The following is a 14038-nucleotide window of genomic DNA, read 5'->3' as shown; positions in this document are numbered from 1 at the left end:
AGTGGGCGCCCTTCGTCAGACGTACGCCTTACTGGTTGTACGGACCGTAGTCGTAGTCCTCCAGCGGAACGGCCTGGCCGGAGCCCGTGCCGAACGGCGAGTAGTCGATGTCGTCGTAACCGACGGCCGAGTACATCGCGGCCTTGGCCTCTTCGGTCGGCTCGACCCGGATGTTGCGGTAGCGGGACAGACCCGTACCGGCCGGGATGAGCTTACCGATGATGACGTTCTCCTTGAGGCCGATGAGGCTGTCGGACTTGGCGTTGATCGCCGCATCCGTCAGGACTCGGGTCGTCTCCTGGAAGGAGGCGGCCGACAGCCAGGATTCCGTCGCCAGCGAGGCCTTGGTAATACCCATCAGCTGCGGACGGCCGGAGGCGGGGTGACCGCCCTCGGTGACCACACGACGGTTCTCGGTCTCGAACTTCGAGCGCTCGACGAGCTCGCCCGGCAGCAGCTCCGCGTCGCCGGACTCGATGATCGTCACGCGGCGCAGCATCTGCCGGATGATGATCTCGATGTGCTTGTCGTGGATCGACACACCCTGCGAGTTGTAGACCTTCTGGACTTCGCCGACCAGGTGGACCTGGACCGCACGCTGACCGAGGATCCGCAGCACGTCGTGCGGGTTCGTGGCACCGACGGTGAGCTTCTGGCCCACCTCGACCGCGTCGCCCTCGCCGACCAGGAGACGGGCACGCTTCGAGATCGGGAACGCCGTCTCGTCGCTGCCGTCGTCCGGGGTGACGACGAGCTTCTTGGTCTTCTCGGTCTCCTCGATCCGGACGCGGCCCTTGGCCTCCGAGATCGGGGCGACACCCTTCGGCGTACGAGCCTCGAAGAGCTCGACGACACGGGGCAGACCCTGGGTGATGTCGTCACCGGCCACACCACCGGTGTGGAAGGTACGCATCGTCAGCTGGGTACCGGGCTCACCGATGGACTGGGCGGCGATGATGCCGACCGCCTCACCGATGTCGACCAGCTTGCCGGTGGCCAGCGAGCGGCCATAGCACATGGCGCAGGTACCGACGGCGGACTCACAGGTCAGGACCGAACGGGTCTTGACCTGCTCGACACCCGCGTTGACCAGCTGGTCGATGAGCACGTCACCGAGGTCGACGCCCGCCGGGGCGAGCACCTTCCCGTCGACGACGATGTCCTCGGCCAGGCAGCGCGCGTACACGCTGGTCTCGACGTCGTCCGCCTTGCGCAGGACGCCGTCGGCGCCGCGCGTGGCGATGTCGAGCTTGAGACCACGCTCGGTGCCGCAGTCCTCCTCGCGAATGATGACGTCCTGGGAGACGTCGACCAGACGACGGGTGAGGTAACCGGAGTCGGCGGTACGCAGAGCGGTGTCAGCCAGACCCTTACGAGCACCGTGAGTCGAGATGAAGTACTCGAGCACCGACAGGCCTTCGCGGAAGGAAGCCTTGATGGGGCGCGGGATCGTCTCGTTCTTGGCGTTCGACACCAGACCACGCATACCGGCGATCTGACGCATCTGCATCATGTTTCCTCGGGCACCCGAGTCAACCATCATGAAGATGGGGTTCGTCTTCGGGAAGTTCGCGTTCATCGCCTCGGCAACCTCGTTGGTCGCCTTGGTCCAGATCGCGATGAGCTCCTGAGTGCGCTCTTCCTTCGTGATGAGACCGCGCTCGTACTGCTTCTGGACCTTCTCGTCCTGCGCCTCGTAGCCCGCGACGATTTCCTTCTTCGCCTCGGGAACGACGACGTCGGAGATGGCCACGGTGACACCGGAACGGGTCGCCCAGAAGAAGCCGGCCGCCTTCAGGTTGTCGAGCGTCGCCGCCACGATGACCTTGGGGTAGCGCTCGGCGAGGTCGTTGACGATCTCGGAGAGCTGCTTCTTGCCGACCGCGTACTCGACGAACGGGTAGTCCTCGGGCAGCAGCTCGTTGAAGAGCGCGCGGCCCAGCGTCGTACGCAGACGGAAGCTGTCGCCCGTCTGGTACTCCGGCTCACCCTCCTCGGCGACCGGCGGGGTCCAGCCGCGCGGCGGGATGGTGCCCACCGGGAAGCGGATGTCCACGCGGGACTGCAGCGCGAGCTCGCCGGCGTCGAACGCCATGATCGCCTCGGCGACGGAGCCGAACGCGCGGCCCTCGCCCTTGGTGTCACGGAGTTCACCGTCGGTGGTGAGGAAGAACAGACCGAGGACCATGTCCTGGGTCGGCATCGTCACCGGACGGCCGTCGGCGGGCTTGAGGATGTTGTTCGAGGACAGCATCAGGATGCGGGCCTCGGCCTGCGCCTCCGCGGAGAGCGGCAGGTGCACGGCCATCTGGTCACCGTCGAAGTCCGCGTTGAACGCGGTGCAGACGAGCGGGTGGATCTGGATGGCCTTGCCCTCGACCAGCTGCGGCTCGAAGGCCTGGATGCCGAGGCGGTGCAGCGTCGGCGCACGGTTCAGCAGAACCGGGTGCTCGGCGATGACCTCTTCCAGGACGTCGTACACGACCGTGCGGCCGCGCTCGACCATGCGCTTGGCGCTCTTGATGTTCTGCGCGTGGTTCAGGTCGACCAGGCGCTTCATCACGAACGGCTTGAAGAGCTCCAGCGCCATGGCCTTCGGGAGACCACACTGGTGCAGCTTCAGCTGCGGGCCGACGACGATGACGGAACGCGCCGAGTAGTCGACTCGCTTACCGAGCAGGTTCTGACGGAAACGACCCTGCTTGCCCTTGAGCATGTCGGACAGCGACTTCAGCGGACGGTTGCCGGGGCCCGTGACCGGGCGACCACGACGGCCGTTGTCGAAGAGCGCGTCGACGGCCTCCTGAAGCATGCGCTTCTCGTTGTTCACGATGATCTCGGGGGCACCGAGGTCGAGGAGTCGCTTCAGGCGGTTGTTGCGGTTGATCACGCGGCGGTACAGGTCGTTCAGGTCGGAGGTCGCGAAGCGGCCACCGTCCAGCTGCACCATCGGACGCAGGTCCGGCGGGATGACCGGCACGCAGTCGAGCACCATGCCCTTGGGGCTGTTGCTGGTCTGCAGGAACGCGGAGACGACCTTGAGGCGCTTGAGCGCACGGGTCTTCTTCTGGCCCTTGCCGGTACGGATGATCTCGCGGAGGCGCTCGGCCTCCTCCTCGAGGTCGAAGGACTCCAGGCGCTTCTGCAGGGCAGCGGCACCCATGGAGCCGTCGAAGTACGTGCCGAAGCGGTCACGCAGCTCGCGGTAGAGCAGCTCGTCACCTTCGAGGTCCTGGACCTTGAGGTTCTTGAAGCGGTTCCACACCTCGTCGAGGCGGTCGATCTCGCGCTGCGCACGGTCGCGCAGCTGCTTCATCTCGCGCTCCGCGCCTTCGCGCACCTTGCGGCGCACGTCGGCCTTGGCACCCTCGGCCTCGAGCTCGGCCAGGTCGGTCTCGAGCTTCTTGGCGCGGGCCTCCAGGTCGGAGTCGCGACGGTTCTCGATCTGCTGACGCTCCACCTGGACGTGCGCCTCGAGGGAGGGCAGGTCGCGGGTACGGCGCTCCTCGTCCACGAACGTGATCATGTACGCCGCGAAGTAGATGACCTTCTCGAGGTCCTTCGGGGCGAGATCAAGCAGGTAGCCGAGGCGCGAGGGAACGCCCTTGAAGTACCAGATGTGCGTGACAGGGGCGGCCAGCTCAATGTGGCCCATCCGCTCACGACGCACCTTGGCGCGAGTGACCTCGACGCCGCAGCGCTCGCAGATGATGCCCTTGAAGCGGACACGCTTGTACTTACCGCAGTAGCACTCCCAGTCCCGGGTCGGACCGAAGATCTTCTCGCAGAAGAGTCCGTCCTTCTCGGGCTTGAGGGTGCGGTAGTTGATGGTCTCGGGCTTCTTGACCTCGCCGTGAGACCAGGTCCGGATGTCGTCCGCGGTGGCAAGGCCGATCCGCAGCTCGTCGAAGAAGTTGACGTCGAGCACTGTGCGTCAATCCCTCTTTCGGGGTTGTGCCCCTCGCGTTAGCGAGAAATAAGGCGCTTCATCATGGTCTGAACGGTCCCGGGGATGGCCGGGGGCTCCTTGTGGGAGCCCCCGACCAGGCCCGTCAGACCTCTTCGACGCTGCTCGGCTCGCGCCGGGACAGGTCGATACCGAGCTCCTCCGCCGCGCGGAAGACGTCCTCGTCGGTGTCGCGCATCTCGATGGACATGCCGTCCGAGGACAGCACCTCCACGTTGAGGCAGAGCGACTGCATTTCCTTGATGAGCACCTTGAAGGACTCGGGAATGCCCGGCTCGGGAATGTTCTCGCCCTTGACGATGGCCTCGTAGACCTTCACGCGGCCGGTCACGTCGTCGGACTTGATCGTCAGGAGCTCCTGGAGGGCGTACGCGGCACCGTAAGCCTCAAGCGCCCACACCTCCATCTCACCGAATCGCTGGCCACCGAACTGAGCCTTACCACCCAGCGGCTGCTGGGTGATCATGGAGTACGGACCGGTCGAACGCGCGTGGAGCTTGTCGTCGACCAGGTGGTGCAGCTTGAGGATGTACATGTACCCGATCGAGATCGGGTCCGGGAACGGCTCACCGGAGCGGCCGTCGAACAGGTTGGCCTTGCCGGACGGCTGGACCAGACGGTCACCGTCGCGGTTCGGGATCGTGGCCTCGAAGAGACCGGAGATCTCGTCCTCACGGGCACCGTCGAAGACCGGGGTCGCGACGTTGGTACCGGGGGCGACCTGGTCGGCGCCGATGGCCTGCAGGCGCTGGGCCCACTCGTCACCGAGGCCGGAGACGTCCCAGCCGCGGCTGGCGAGCCAGCCGAGGTGGATCTCCAGGACCTGTCCCGGGTTCATTCGGGACGGCACACCCAGCGGGTTGAGGATGATGTCGACCGGAGTTCCGTCCTCGAGGAACGGCATGTCCTCGATCGGAAGGATCTTCGAGATAACACCCTTGTTGCCGTGGCGGCCGGCGAGCTTGTCACCGTCCGTGATCTTGCGCTTCTGCGCCACGTAGACACGAACCAGCTGGTTCACGCCCGGCGGCAGCTCGTCGCCCTCTTCACGGTCGAAGACGCGGACGCCGATGACCTTGCCGATCTCACCGTGCGGCACCTTCAGCGAGGTGTCGCGCACCTCGCGCGCCTTCTCACCGAAGATCGCGCGGAGCAGGCGCTCCTCGGGCGTCAGCTCGGTCTCACCCTTGGGCGTGACCTTGCCGACGAGGATGTCGCCGGCGACGACCTCGGCACCGATACGGATGATGCCGCGCTCGTCGAGGTCGGCGAGGACCTCTTCGGAGACGTTCGGGATGTCCCGGGTGATCTCCTCCGGGCCGAGCTTGGTGTCACGGGCGTCGACCTCGTGCTCCTCGATGTGGATCGAGGAGAGGACGTCGTCCTGCACGAGGCGCTGCGACAGGATGATCGCGTCCTCGTAGTTGTGACCCTCCCACGGCATGAACGCCACGAGCAGGTTCTTGCCGAGCGCCATCTCGCCGTTCTCGGTCGCGGGACCGTCGGCCAGGACCTGGCCCTCGATCACGCGGGCGCCCTCGTCCACGACAACCTTCTGGTTGACGGAGGTGCCCTGGTTGGAGCGCGAGAACTTCGCGAGGCGGTACGTGGTGTACGTGCCGTCGTCGTTGGCGGTGGTGATGTAGTCCGCGGAAACCTCCTGGACCACACCGTCCTTCTCCGCCTTGAGCACGTCGCCCGCGTCAGTGGCGCAGCGGTACTCCATGCCCGTGCCGACGAGCGGCGCCTCGGACTTAATCAGCGGCACGGCCTGACGCATCATGTTCGCGCCCATGAGGGCACGGTTGGCGTCGTCGTGCTCGAGGAACGGGATCATCGCGGTCGCGACCGACACCATCTGGCGCGGCGAGACGTCCATGTAGTCGACGTCGTCGCCCGGGATGTAGTCGATCTCGCCGCCACGGCGGCGGACCAGGACGCGGTTCTCGGTGAACCGCATGTCCTCGCCGAGGCCGGCGTTGGCCTGGGCGATCACGAAGCGGTCTTCCTCGTCCGCGGTCAGGTAGTCGACGTCGTCGGTGACGACGCCCTCGACGACCTTGCGGTACGGCGTCTCGACGAAGCCGAACGCGTTGACGCGACCGTAGGAAGCCAGCGAACCGATCAGACCGATGTTCGGGCCTTCAGGCGTCTCGATCGGGCACATGCGGCCGTAGTGAGACGGGTGCACGTCACGGACCTCGAAGCCGGCCCGCTCACGGGAGAGACCACCCGGGCCAAGAGCCGACAGGCGGCGCTTGTGGGTGAGACCCGACAGCGGGTTGTTCTGGTCCATGAACTGCGACAGCTGGCTGGTGCCGAAGAACTCCTTGATGGAGGCGACGACCGGCCGAATGTTGATCAGGGTCTGCGGCGTGATCGCCTCGACGTCCTGAGTCGTCATGCGCTCGCGGACGACGCGCTCCATACGAGCCAGACCCGTGCGGACCTGGTTCTGGATGAGCTCGCCGACGTTACGCAGACGACGGTTGCCGAAGTGGTCGATGTCGTCGGTCTCGACGACGATCGAGACACCGCTGTCGCCGACGGTCTCGGTCTCACCGGCGTGCAGCTTCACCAGGTACTTGATCGACGAGATGATGTCCTCGACGGTCAGGACGCCGGCGTCCAGCGGGGCTTCGCCGCCCAGCTTCTTGTTGACCTTGTAGCGGCCGACCTTCGCGAGGTCGTAGCGCTTGGGGTTGAAGTAGAGGTTCTCGAGCAGCGTCTGCGCGGCCTCACGGGTCGGCGGCTCGCCCGGACGCAGCTTGCGGTAGATGTCGAGGAGCGCGTCGTCCTGGCCCTGGGTGTGGTCCTTCTCCAGGGTGGCGCGCATGGACTCGTACTCGCCGAACTCCTCGAGGATCTGCTCGGTCGTCCAACCGAGAGCCTTCAGGAGAACGGTGACGGACTGCTTGCGCTTGCGGTCGATGCGGACACCGACCATGTCGCGCTTGTCGATCTCCATCTCGAGCCAGGCACCCCGGGACGGGATGACCTTGGCCGAGAAGATGTCCTTGTCGGACGTCTTGTCGATCGAGGAGTCGAAGTAGACGCCCGGCGAGCGGACGAGCTGCGACACAACGACACGCTCGGTGCCGTTGATGACGAAGGTGCCCTTGTTGGTCATGAGCGGGAAGTCGCCCATGAAGACCGTCTGGGACTTGATCTCGCCGGTCTCGTTGTTGGTGAACTCGGCGGTGACGAAGAGCGGGGCGCCGAACGTGAAGTCGCGCTCCTTGCACTCGTCGATCGAGTTCTTCGGCGGCTCGAAACGGTGGTCGCGGAACGTCAGGGACATCGACCCTGAGAAGTCCTCGATCGGGGAGATCTCCTCGAAGATCTCCTCCAGACCGGACTTCCTGGGGACGTCCTGTCCGCTTTCCAGAGCCGCCTCGACACGAGCCTTCCACGCGTCGTTGCCGAGCAGCCAGTCGAAGCTTTCGGTCTGCAGCGCAAGAAGGTTCGGAACCTCGAGGGGCTCCTTGATCTTTGCAAAGGAAATGCGCAGCGGGGCGGTGCTGGCGCCGTTGTTCGTATTCGCGGTCGAGGCAGTGCGCGAGGCGGCCAAGAGGGGGTCCTTCCGAGGGCTCGGACTCACTACGCGCGTACCGGTCCCAAGCTGGCACGGAGGCAGAAGCTTCCCGAATCGACCCGTGAGGGCCAGGTCAGGACGGTTTCAGTCCACGGTGCTGGAGCGAGGGCATGCCCCTGGTGACGGGCAGGGAGCAGCTAACAGGCAGCGCAAAGGGTCAGTGTAGCCACTTGGCTCACTGATGTCCAGTGCGGGTTTTTTGAGACCCTCGTTGTCCTCAACGACCCTCGTCAGACCCTCGTTGTTCTCAACAGCTGCAACACGTCACCACGTCACTCGTGGCACGCACATCCTTACTGCCCTCTTCGTCGTCGATCCATGCCTCGGATCCGGATCGTTGTGACGACGCGTCCTGAGAATTGCGCGCTGCGTGCGGTTCGTCAAGGCCCCCTCCTGTACGAACAGGGCTGCCCCGACCCCCGCACTCACCAGCAGGCACCCGCCGGCGCCCGCTCCAGGCACCGGCTCCAGGCACAACGAAGATCACCATACTCGTCGGGACCGTCAGTGCAAGGCAGCCGAACTGGAACGCCGAGCGGCCGTCCAAAAGCCTGAAGGGCGACCACCCAGTTGGGTGATCGCCCTTCAGTACGTTTGCGTTACAGCCCTACGCGAGAGCCGCTCAGCGAGGAGTCAGCAGACTCCTGAGGTCACTTGACCTCGACGGAGGCGCCGGCGGCCTTGAGGGACTCGGCAGCCTTCTCCGCGGCCTCCTTGGCGACCTTCTCGAGGACCGGCTTCGGGGTGCCGTCGACGAGGTCCTTGGCCTCCTTGAGGCCCAGGGAGGTGAGCTCGCGCACGACCTTGATGACCTGGATCTTCTTCTCGCCGGCGCCGGTGAGGATGACGTCGAACTCGTCCTGCTCCTCGACGGCCTCAGCGGCGGCACCCGGGCCGGCCGGGCCGGCAACGGCGACGGCCGCGGCGGCGGTGACGTCGAACTTCTCCTCGAAGGCCTTCACGAACTCGGAGAGCTCGATGAGGGTCATCTCTTCGAACTGCGCAAGCAGGTCGTCCTGGGACAGCTTCGCCATGATGGCGTCCTTCCACTCATTCGGCAGGTGCCGTAGTTACATGTAGGCGGGCGTACGTTCGGCCCGCTGCGACCGTCTCCCTAGTGGGCGACGGTCATTGCGCGAGCCGAGTTACTCGGCACCGCCCTGCTCGTCGCGCTTGACGCGAAGCGCCTCCGCAGTGCGGACGAACTTCGACGGGAGCGCCTGGAAGACCTGAGCAGCCTGAGTCTGCTTGCCCTTCATGGCGCCCGCCAGCTTGGCGAGCAGAACCTCGCGGGACTCGAGGTCCGCGAGCTTCTTGATCTCATCGGCGGACAGCGCCTTACCGTCAAGGACACCGCCCTTGATGATGAGGTTGGGGTTGTCCTTGGCGAAGTCACGAAGACCCTTCGCCGACTCCACCGGGTCACCGGTGACGAAGGCAACCGCTGTCGGACCCGTGAACAGGTCGTCCAGCGTGTTGATCCCGGCCTCGTTGGCCGCGATCTTGGTCAGCGTGTTCTTCACCACGGCGTACTCGGAGTTCTCACCGAGGGAACGGCGCAGCTGCTTGAGCTGGGCCACGGTGAGACCCCGGTACTCGGTCAGCACGGCGGCGTTCGAGCTGCGGAACTTGTCCGTGAGCTCGGCTACCGCGGCAGCCTTGTCGGGCGTCGGCATAGAGCGTCGGCCTCCTTCCGGGTGATGAGGACCGCTCAGAAGGGGCTGTACAAAACAAAACGCCCCGGCGCAGGCGCACGGGGCTGAGCTCGACCGGAACGAGTCCGGGAACTTTCCACAGTCACCTGCGCAGGTCGTCCGCTTTCAGCAGATCCTTCGGTCACCGGTTCCTCTTGCGAGGGCACGGCAACGACCAGCGGTCTTTGGCTTCTCGAGGAGAGTACGCGACGGTCTCCGCCTCAGGCAAATCCGCCCTTGTCGGCCCCCGCCGGGACGCTCAACCGCTGGTCGCGCCCTTCACCATCTGCGCCAGATCCACCACGTCCTCGGCGGCCGGAGCCCGTACGGTGACCGGCTTGTCGTAGTCGAAGAAGGTCATCGTCATGTCGAAGCGGCCCTTGTCCGCCGCGCCGCGGGTACGGAAGCGCTTGGTGCGGTCGTCCTGGTCGATCCACAGGTCCACCGCGAGCTTGTCGACGCCCAGGCCCTCGTACATCGAGAGGTTCTTGTCGCGTCGCTTCCTGGTGGCCGCGTCCTCCTCCTTGTAGCTCTCGCGCATCTGGTCGAGCGTGACGGTGCCCTTGTAGTGCGCGGTCTTCTCGCCCTCCACGGTCTCCTCGCCTACGCGCTCGAGGTCCTTGGAGCCGTTGAGGAACGTGACCTGCTCGGCCGGGTTCTGGTCCGCCTGGCCGGCCAACGGATTCGTCGCCGCGGCCTCCTGCGACCCCGGCCCGGAGATGTCGAACTTGAGCCAGCTCCTGCCGTGCATCTCCTTGGCCGCGCCCTTGCCGCCCCCCATGTACAGGGCGCCGCCGATGACGCGCATCTCGAGGGTGCCGTAGGAGCCCGGGTCGGGCGAGGTCATCCTCATCCGCATCGCCATCGGCTTCACGCTGATCGCGGCCTCGGCGTCGATCCGGCCCGAGCCGGGGACCTCTCCGGTCATCCGGTAGCCGAACGACGTCAGCCGCTCCCCGTTCTCCGTGGCCTTGAGAACGGCCGCGGCCGCCGCCGTCCGCGGCGAGGAACCCGCCTTCCCGTCGCCCCCCGACGACGTACAGGCGGCGGCCCCTCCGCACAGCACCGCGGCGGCCAGCACGGCCCCCGCCGCTCTGCTCACTGTCATGACCCCACCCCTAGGAACAGATGATCGATACACGTAGGTGGGCGCACGATACCGAAGGCTCAGGAGGCAGGCTTTCGATCAACGACGTCCTTGAAGTCGACGGTGTCCCGCGCCGGCGGGCGCTCGGCCGAGGCGCGGGCGCCGTAGTCGGCGTAATGCACCGTCCCGGAGAAGGCGCCGGAGGCCGTGTCGGCCCGCTGGACACGCTTGACCAGGAGGTGCCCATGGTCGATCCACACGTCGACGCGCTGCCCGTCGGCCGAGCCCGTGTAGTGCGTGGCGCGGACGCCACGCACGGTCTCCCGGCCCACCTCGCGCGCGTCCCCCGAGGACAGCAGCAGCTTCAGGGAGGCGGCCGGCGAGAGGTCGGCCCCGGAGTCGTACGGGTATCTGATCCAGTGCTTGCCGTCCGACAGCGCGGCGAACTTGTCGGTCATGCGCGTGTAGTACGCGTCCGGCAGGAAGCGGGACTGGGACGGGGAGCCGCCCATGAGCCGGGTCGTCGAGGCCATCGAGCCGCCGGTCGTGGTCACCCTCAGAGTGCCGCGCAGCCCGCCCGACCAGCGCAGGACGCCCACGCTCCGCGAGGACAGGCTGGTGCCCGTACTGCTGGTCGCCTCGATCCTCGCGGACCCGGCGGCGGCGACCTCGGAGCGTGCGGCCTTCAGCGCCCCGGTGACGCTCTCGTCGTGCTTGGGCGCCTCGTGCGTGCCGCAGGACACCAGGCCGGCCATCGCCAGGCAGACCGTCGCGTACCGCACCCATGTCCTGCCGTTCATACACTCCCCCGCCGAGCCCCAGGTCGACCCCGCAGGCTAGCGGAGCCCACCCGCGCCCGGAGGGGTTAGCGGAAAAACGGGAACGGGCCCCGCACCTCGAAAGGTGCGGGGCCCGAGCCGACTTGGCTGAGCTGTCAGGCTCAGACCGCAGCCGGGTCCTCCTCGGTGAGGAGGTTGCGGGTGCGGTTCGGGTCGACCGGAACGCCGGGGCCCATCGTGGTGGCGATGGCGGCCTTCTTGATGTAGCGACCCTTGGCGGCGGACGGCTTCAGACGAAGGATCTCGTCCAGGGCCGCGCCGTAGTTCTCCACCAGCTGGGTGTCGTCGAAGGACACCTTGCCGATGATGAAGTGGAGGTTCGAGTGCTTGTCGACGCGGAACTCGATCTTGCCACCCTTGATCTCGTTCACGGCCTTGACCACGTCCGGGGTCACGGTGCCGGTCTTCGGGTTCGGCATGAGGCCACGGGGACCGAGCACGCGGCCGAGGCGGCCGACCTTGCCCATGAGGTCCGGGGTGGCGACAACGGCGTCGAACTCGTTCAGGCGGTTGCCCTTGGAGATCTCGTCGATGAGCTCGTCGGAGCCGACGATGTCGGCGCCCGCGGCTTCCGCGGCCGCAGCACGGTCACCGGTCGCGAAGACCAGGACCCGGGCGGTCTTGCCGGTGCCGTGCGGGAGGTTCACGGTGCCACGGACCATCTGGTCGGCCTTGCGCGGGTCGACACCCAGACGGAAGGCGACCTCGACGGTGCCGTCGAACTTCGTCGCGGAGGTCTCCTTGGCGATACGGACGGCCTCGAGCGGGGCGTAGAGCTTGTCCCGGTCGATCTTCGCGTCCGCAGCGCGGAGAGTCTTGCTGCGCTTCACTTCTACTCCTGGAGTTCAGGTATGGAGTTCGTGGTGCGGACCAGCGCTGGCCCTACCACTGAAAGGTCAAACGGGGTGAGGATCAGCCCTCGACCGTGACGCCCATGGAACGCGCGGTACCGGCGATGATCTTCGCGGCGGCGTCCAGGTCGTTGGCGTTCAGGTCGGCCATCTTGGTGGTGGCGATCTCGCGGACCTGCGCGTCGGTGATCTTCGCGACCTTGGTCTTGTGAGGCTCGCCGGAGCCCTTCTCGATACCCGCGGCCTTGAGGATCATCTTGGCGGCCGGGGGCGTCTTGGTGATGAAGGTGAAGGAGCGGTCTTCGTAGACCGTGATCTCCACCGGGATGACCCAGCCACGCTGCGACTCGGTCGCGGCGTTGTAGGCCTTGCAGAACTCCATGATGTTGACGCCGTGCTGGCCCAGCGCGGGACCAACCGGCGGGGCCGGGTTGGCGGCACCGGCCTGGATCTGGAGCTTGATAAGCCCCGTGACCTTCTTCTTCTTGGGAGGCATTGCTCTCTCCGGGTCCTAGTGAGAGTTTTCAGCCGACCACCCGGTCATCCGGATGGAGGCATACCGCACAACGATAACGGGTATCTGTGTGCAGCTAAAAACCGAGCAGGTCAGACCGGCTTTGAGTGCCCGTCTGACCTGTTCGGAAGTGCTTGTTCCAGAAGGTGCCGGAAGGGGCTAGTTCTTCTGGATCTGGTCGAAGCTGAGCTCGACCGGAGTCTCGCGGCCGAAGATCTCGACGAGGCCCTTGACCTTCTTCGAGTCGGCGTTGATCTCGTTGATCGTCGCCTGCAGCGTCGCGAACGGACCGTCGGTGACGGTGACCGAGTCGCCGACCTCGAAGTCCAGGACCTGGACCTCGACCTTGCGGGACGGAGCCGGCTTGCCCTCGGCCTCGGCGGCCTCACGGGCGGCCTTCTCCTCGGCCTCCGGGGCGAGCATCTTGACGATCTCGTCCAGGGTCAGCGGGTACGGGTCGTAGGCGTTGCCCACGAAGCCGGTGACGCCGGGGGTATTGCGGACGACGCCCCAGGACTCGTTCGTCAGGTCCATGCGCACCAGCACGTAGCCGGGGAGCTTGTTCTGACGGATGGTCTTGCGCTCGCCGTTCTTGATCTGCGCGACCTCTTCCTGCGGCACCTCGGCCTGGAAGATGAAGTCCTCGACGTTCAGCGAGACGGCGCGCTGCTCGAGGTTGGTCTTCACGCGGTTCTCGTAACCGGCGTACGTGTGGATGACGTACCACTCGCCGGGCAGCGTGCGCAGTTCTTCGCGCAGGGCGACGATCGGGTCGACCGGCTCGGCTTCCTCGGCGGCTTCCTCGACGGACTCCTCGTCGGCCTCGGCCTCGGGGGCGTCCTCCTCGGACAGCTCGGCGGCGTCGCCCTCGGCGTCGTCCTCGAGGGACTCCTCGGCGGCTTCGACCTCGTCCTCGGCGTGCTCGTCAGCCTCAGTGGCTGCCTCGTCGGCAGCCTCGGCCTGGACCGTGTCCTCGGCGTTCTCGGCGTCCGCCGCCTCGACAATGTCGAGCTCGTCCTCAACGGACTCGACGGGCTCGATCGCCTCGTTCAGGTTCGGGTCAGACACTGTGGCTGCTTCTTCCTGGATACATAGGGGTGGAACACGCGAAAGGGGCGCCGGGTACGGCGCCCTTCGCTATCGGCTCAGCCGAAGATGTACTTGACGGCGTGGTTGAAGCCATAGTCAATCACGGTCACCAGACCGATCATGATGACGACGAACACAATCACCACACTGGTGTACGTGGTGAGCTGGTTGCGAGTCGGCCAGACAACCTTGCGGAGCTCCGCGACGATCTGGCGGTAGAAGAGCGCGAGACGGCCGAAGGGGCCCTTCTTTCCGCGCTTGCCACCCTTACGGGGCTTCTTCTGGGACTCCGGCGCCTCATCCTGGGCATCAGGCATGTCGATGGAGCCCACGGCGTCCGTCACGCGTCCTCACCTGAATTCCGGGTCGTGGCCGTGCCGCGCCCGGTTGAGCCGCACGGCG

At 66.2% G+C, this 14038-nt stretch carries 10 protein-coding genes; all 10 read right to left on the bottom strand.

Features of this window, described 5'->3' with window-relative positions:
* Nucleotides 1–28: 28 nt before the first annotated feature.
* The 10 genes from LGI35_RS26340 to secE all read right to left on the bottom strand — a co-directional run bounded on the left by LGI35_RS26340 (nt 29) and on the right by secE (nt 13980).
* On the bottom strand, nt 29–3928 hold the full coding sequence (locus tag LGI35_RS26340) for a DNA-directed RNA polymerase subunit beta' (protein ID WP_116511088.1): 3900 nt from the start codon (nt 3926–3928) through the stop codon (nt 29–31).
* 124 nt (nt 3929–4052) lie between these two features.
* A complete protein-coding gene (gene rpoB, locus LGI35_RS26335; protein ID WP_100594897.1) occupies nt 4053–7538 on the bottom strand; it encodes a DNA-directed RNA polymerase subunit beta in 3486 nt (1161 codons plus the stop codon).
* A gap of 674 nt (nt 7539–8212) precedes the next feature.
* Nucleotides 8213–8596: a 50S ribosomal protein L7/L12 gene (rplL, locus tag LGI35_RS26330; RefSeq protein ID WP_116511090.1), complete on the bottom strand. Its 384-nt coding sequence runs from the start codon at nt 8594–8596 to the stop codon at nt 8213–8215.
* 111 nt (nt 8597–8707) lie between these two features.
* Nucleotides 8708–9238, bottom strand: coding sequence for a 50S ribosomal protein L10 (rplJ, locus tag LGI35_RS26325; protein ID WP_100594899.1), 531 nt, complete (start codon nt 9236–9238; stop codon nt 8708–8710).
* A gap of 277 nt (nt 9239–9515) precedes the next feature.
* Nucleotides 9516–10364: an SCO4651 family lipoprotein gene (locus tag LGI35_RS26320; RefSeq protein ID WP_227296776.1), complete on the bottom strand. Its 849-nt coding sequence runs from the start codon at nt 10362–10364 to the stop codon at nt 9516–9518.
* 59 nt (nt 10365–10423) lie between these two features.
* On the bottom strand, nt 10424–11143 hold the full coding sequence (locus tag LGI35_RS26315) for an SCO4651 family lipoprotein (protein WP_227296775.1): 720 nt from the start codon (nt 11141–11143) through the stop codon (nt 10424–10426).
* 140 nt (nt 11144–11283) lie between these two features.
* Nucleotides 11284–12012: a 50S ribosomal protein L1 gene (gene rplA, locus LGI35_RS26310; protein ID WP_116511096.1), complete on the bottom strand. Its 729-nt coding sequence runs from the start codon at nt 12010–12012 to the stop codon at nt 11284–11286.
* Nucleotides 12013–12094: 82 nt separating this feature from the next.
* The gene (gene rplK, locus LGI35_RS26305) at nt 12095–12529 is read right to left on the bottom strand and encodes a 50S ribosomal protein L11 (RefSeq protein WP_100594902.1); all 435 of its coding nucleotides are present in this window, start codon (nt 12527–12529) and stop codon (nt 12095–12097) included.
* Between the two features lie 177 nt (nt 12530–12706).
* A complete protein-coding gene (nusG, locus tag LGI35_RS26300) occupies nt 12707–13615 on the bottom strand; it encodes a transcription termination/antitermination protein NusG (RefSeq protein ID WP_227296774.1) in 909 nt (302 codons plus the stop codon).
* Nucleotides 13616–13692: 77 nt separating this feature from the next.
* Nucleotides 13693–13980 (bottom strand): preprotein translocase subunit SecE, encoded by a 288-nt coding sequence (secE, locus tag LGI35_RS26295; RefSeq protein ID WP_100594904.1) that lies wholly within the window; start codon nt 13978–13980, stop codon nt 13693–13695.
* Nucleotides 13981–14038 lie beyond the last annotated feature (58 nt).

The sequence above is a fragment of the Streptomyces longhuiensis genome (assembly GCF_020616555.1).
Lineage (GTDB): Bacteria > Actinomycetota > Actinomycetes > Streptomycetales > Streptomycetaceae > Streptomyces > Streptomyces longhuiensis.
Note: the sequence above shows the minus strand (reverse complement) of the source record. Positions and strands in the feature narration are given on the sequence as shown.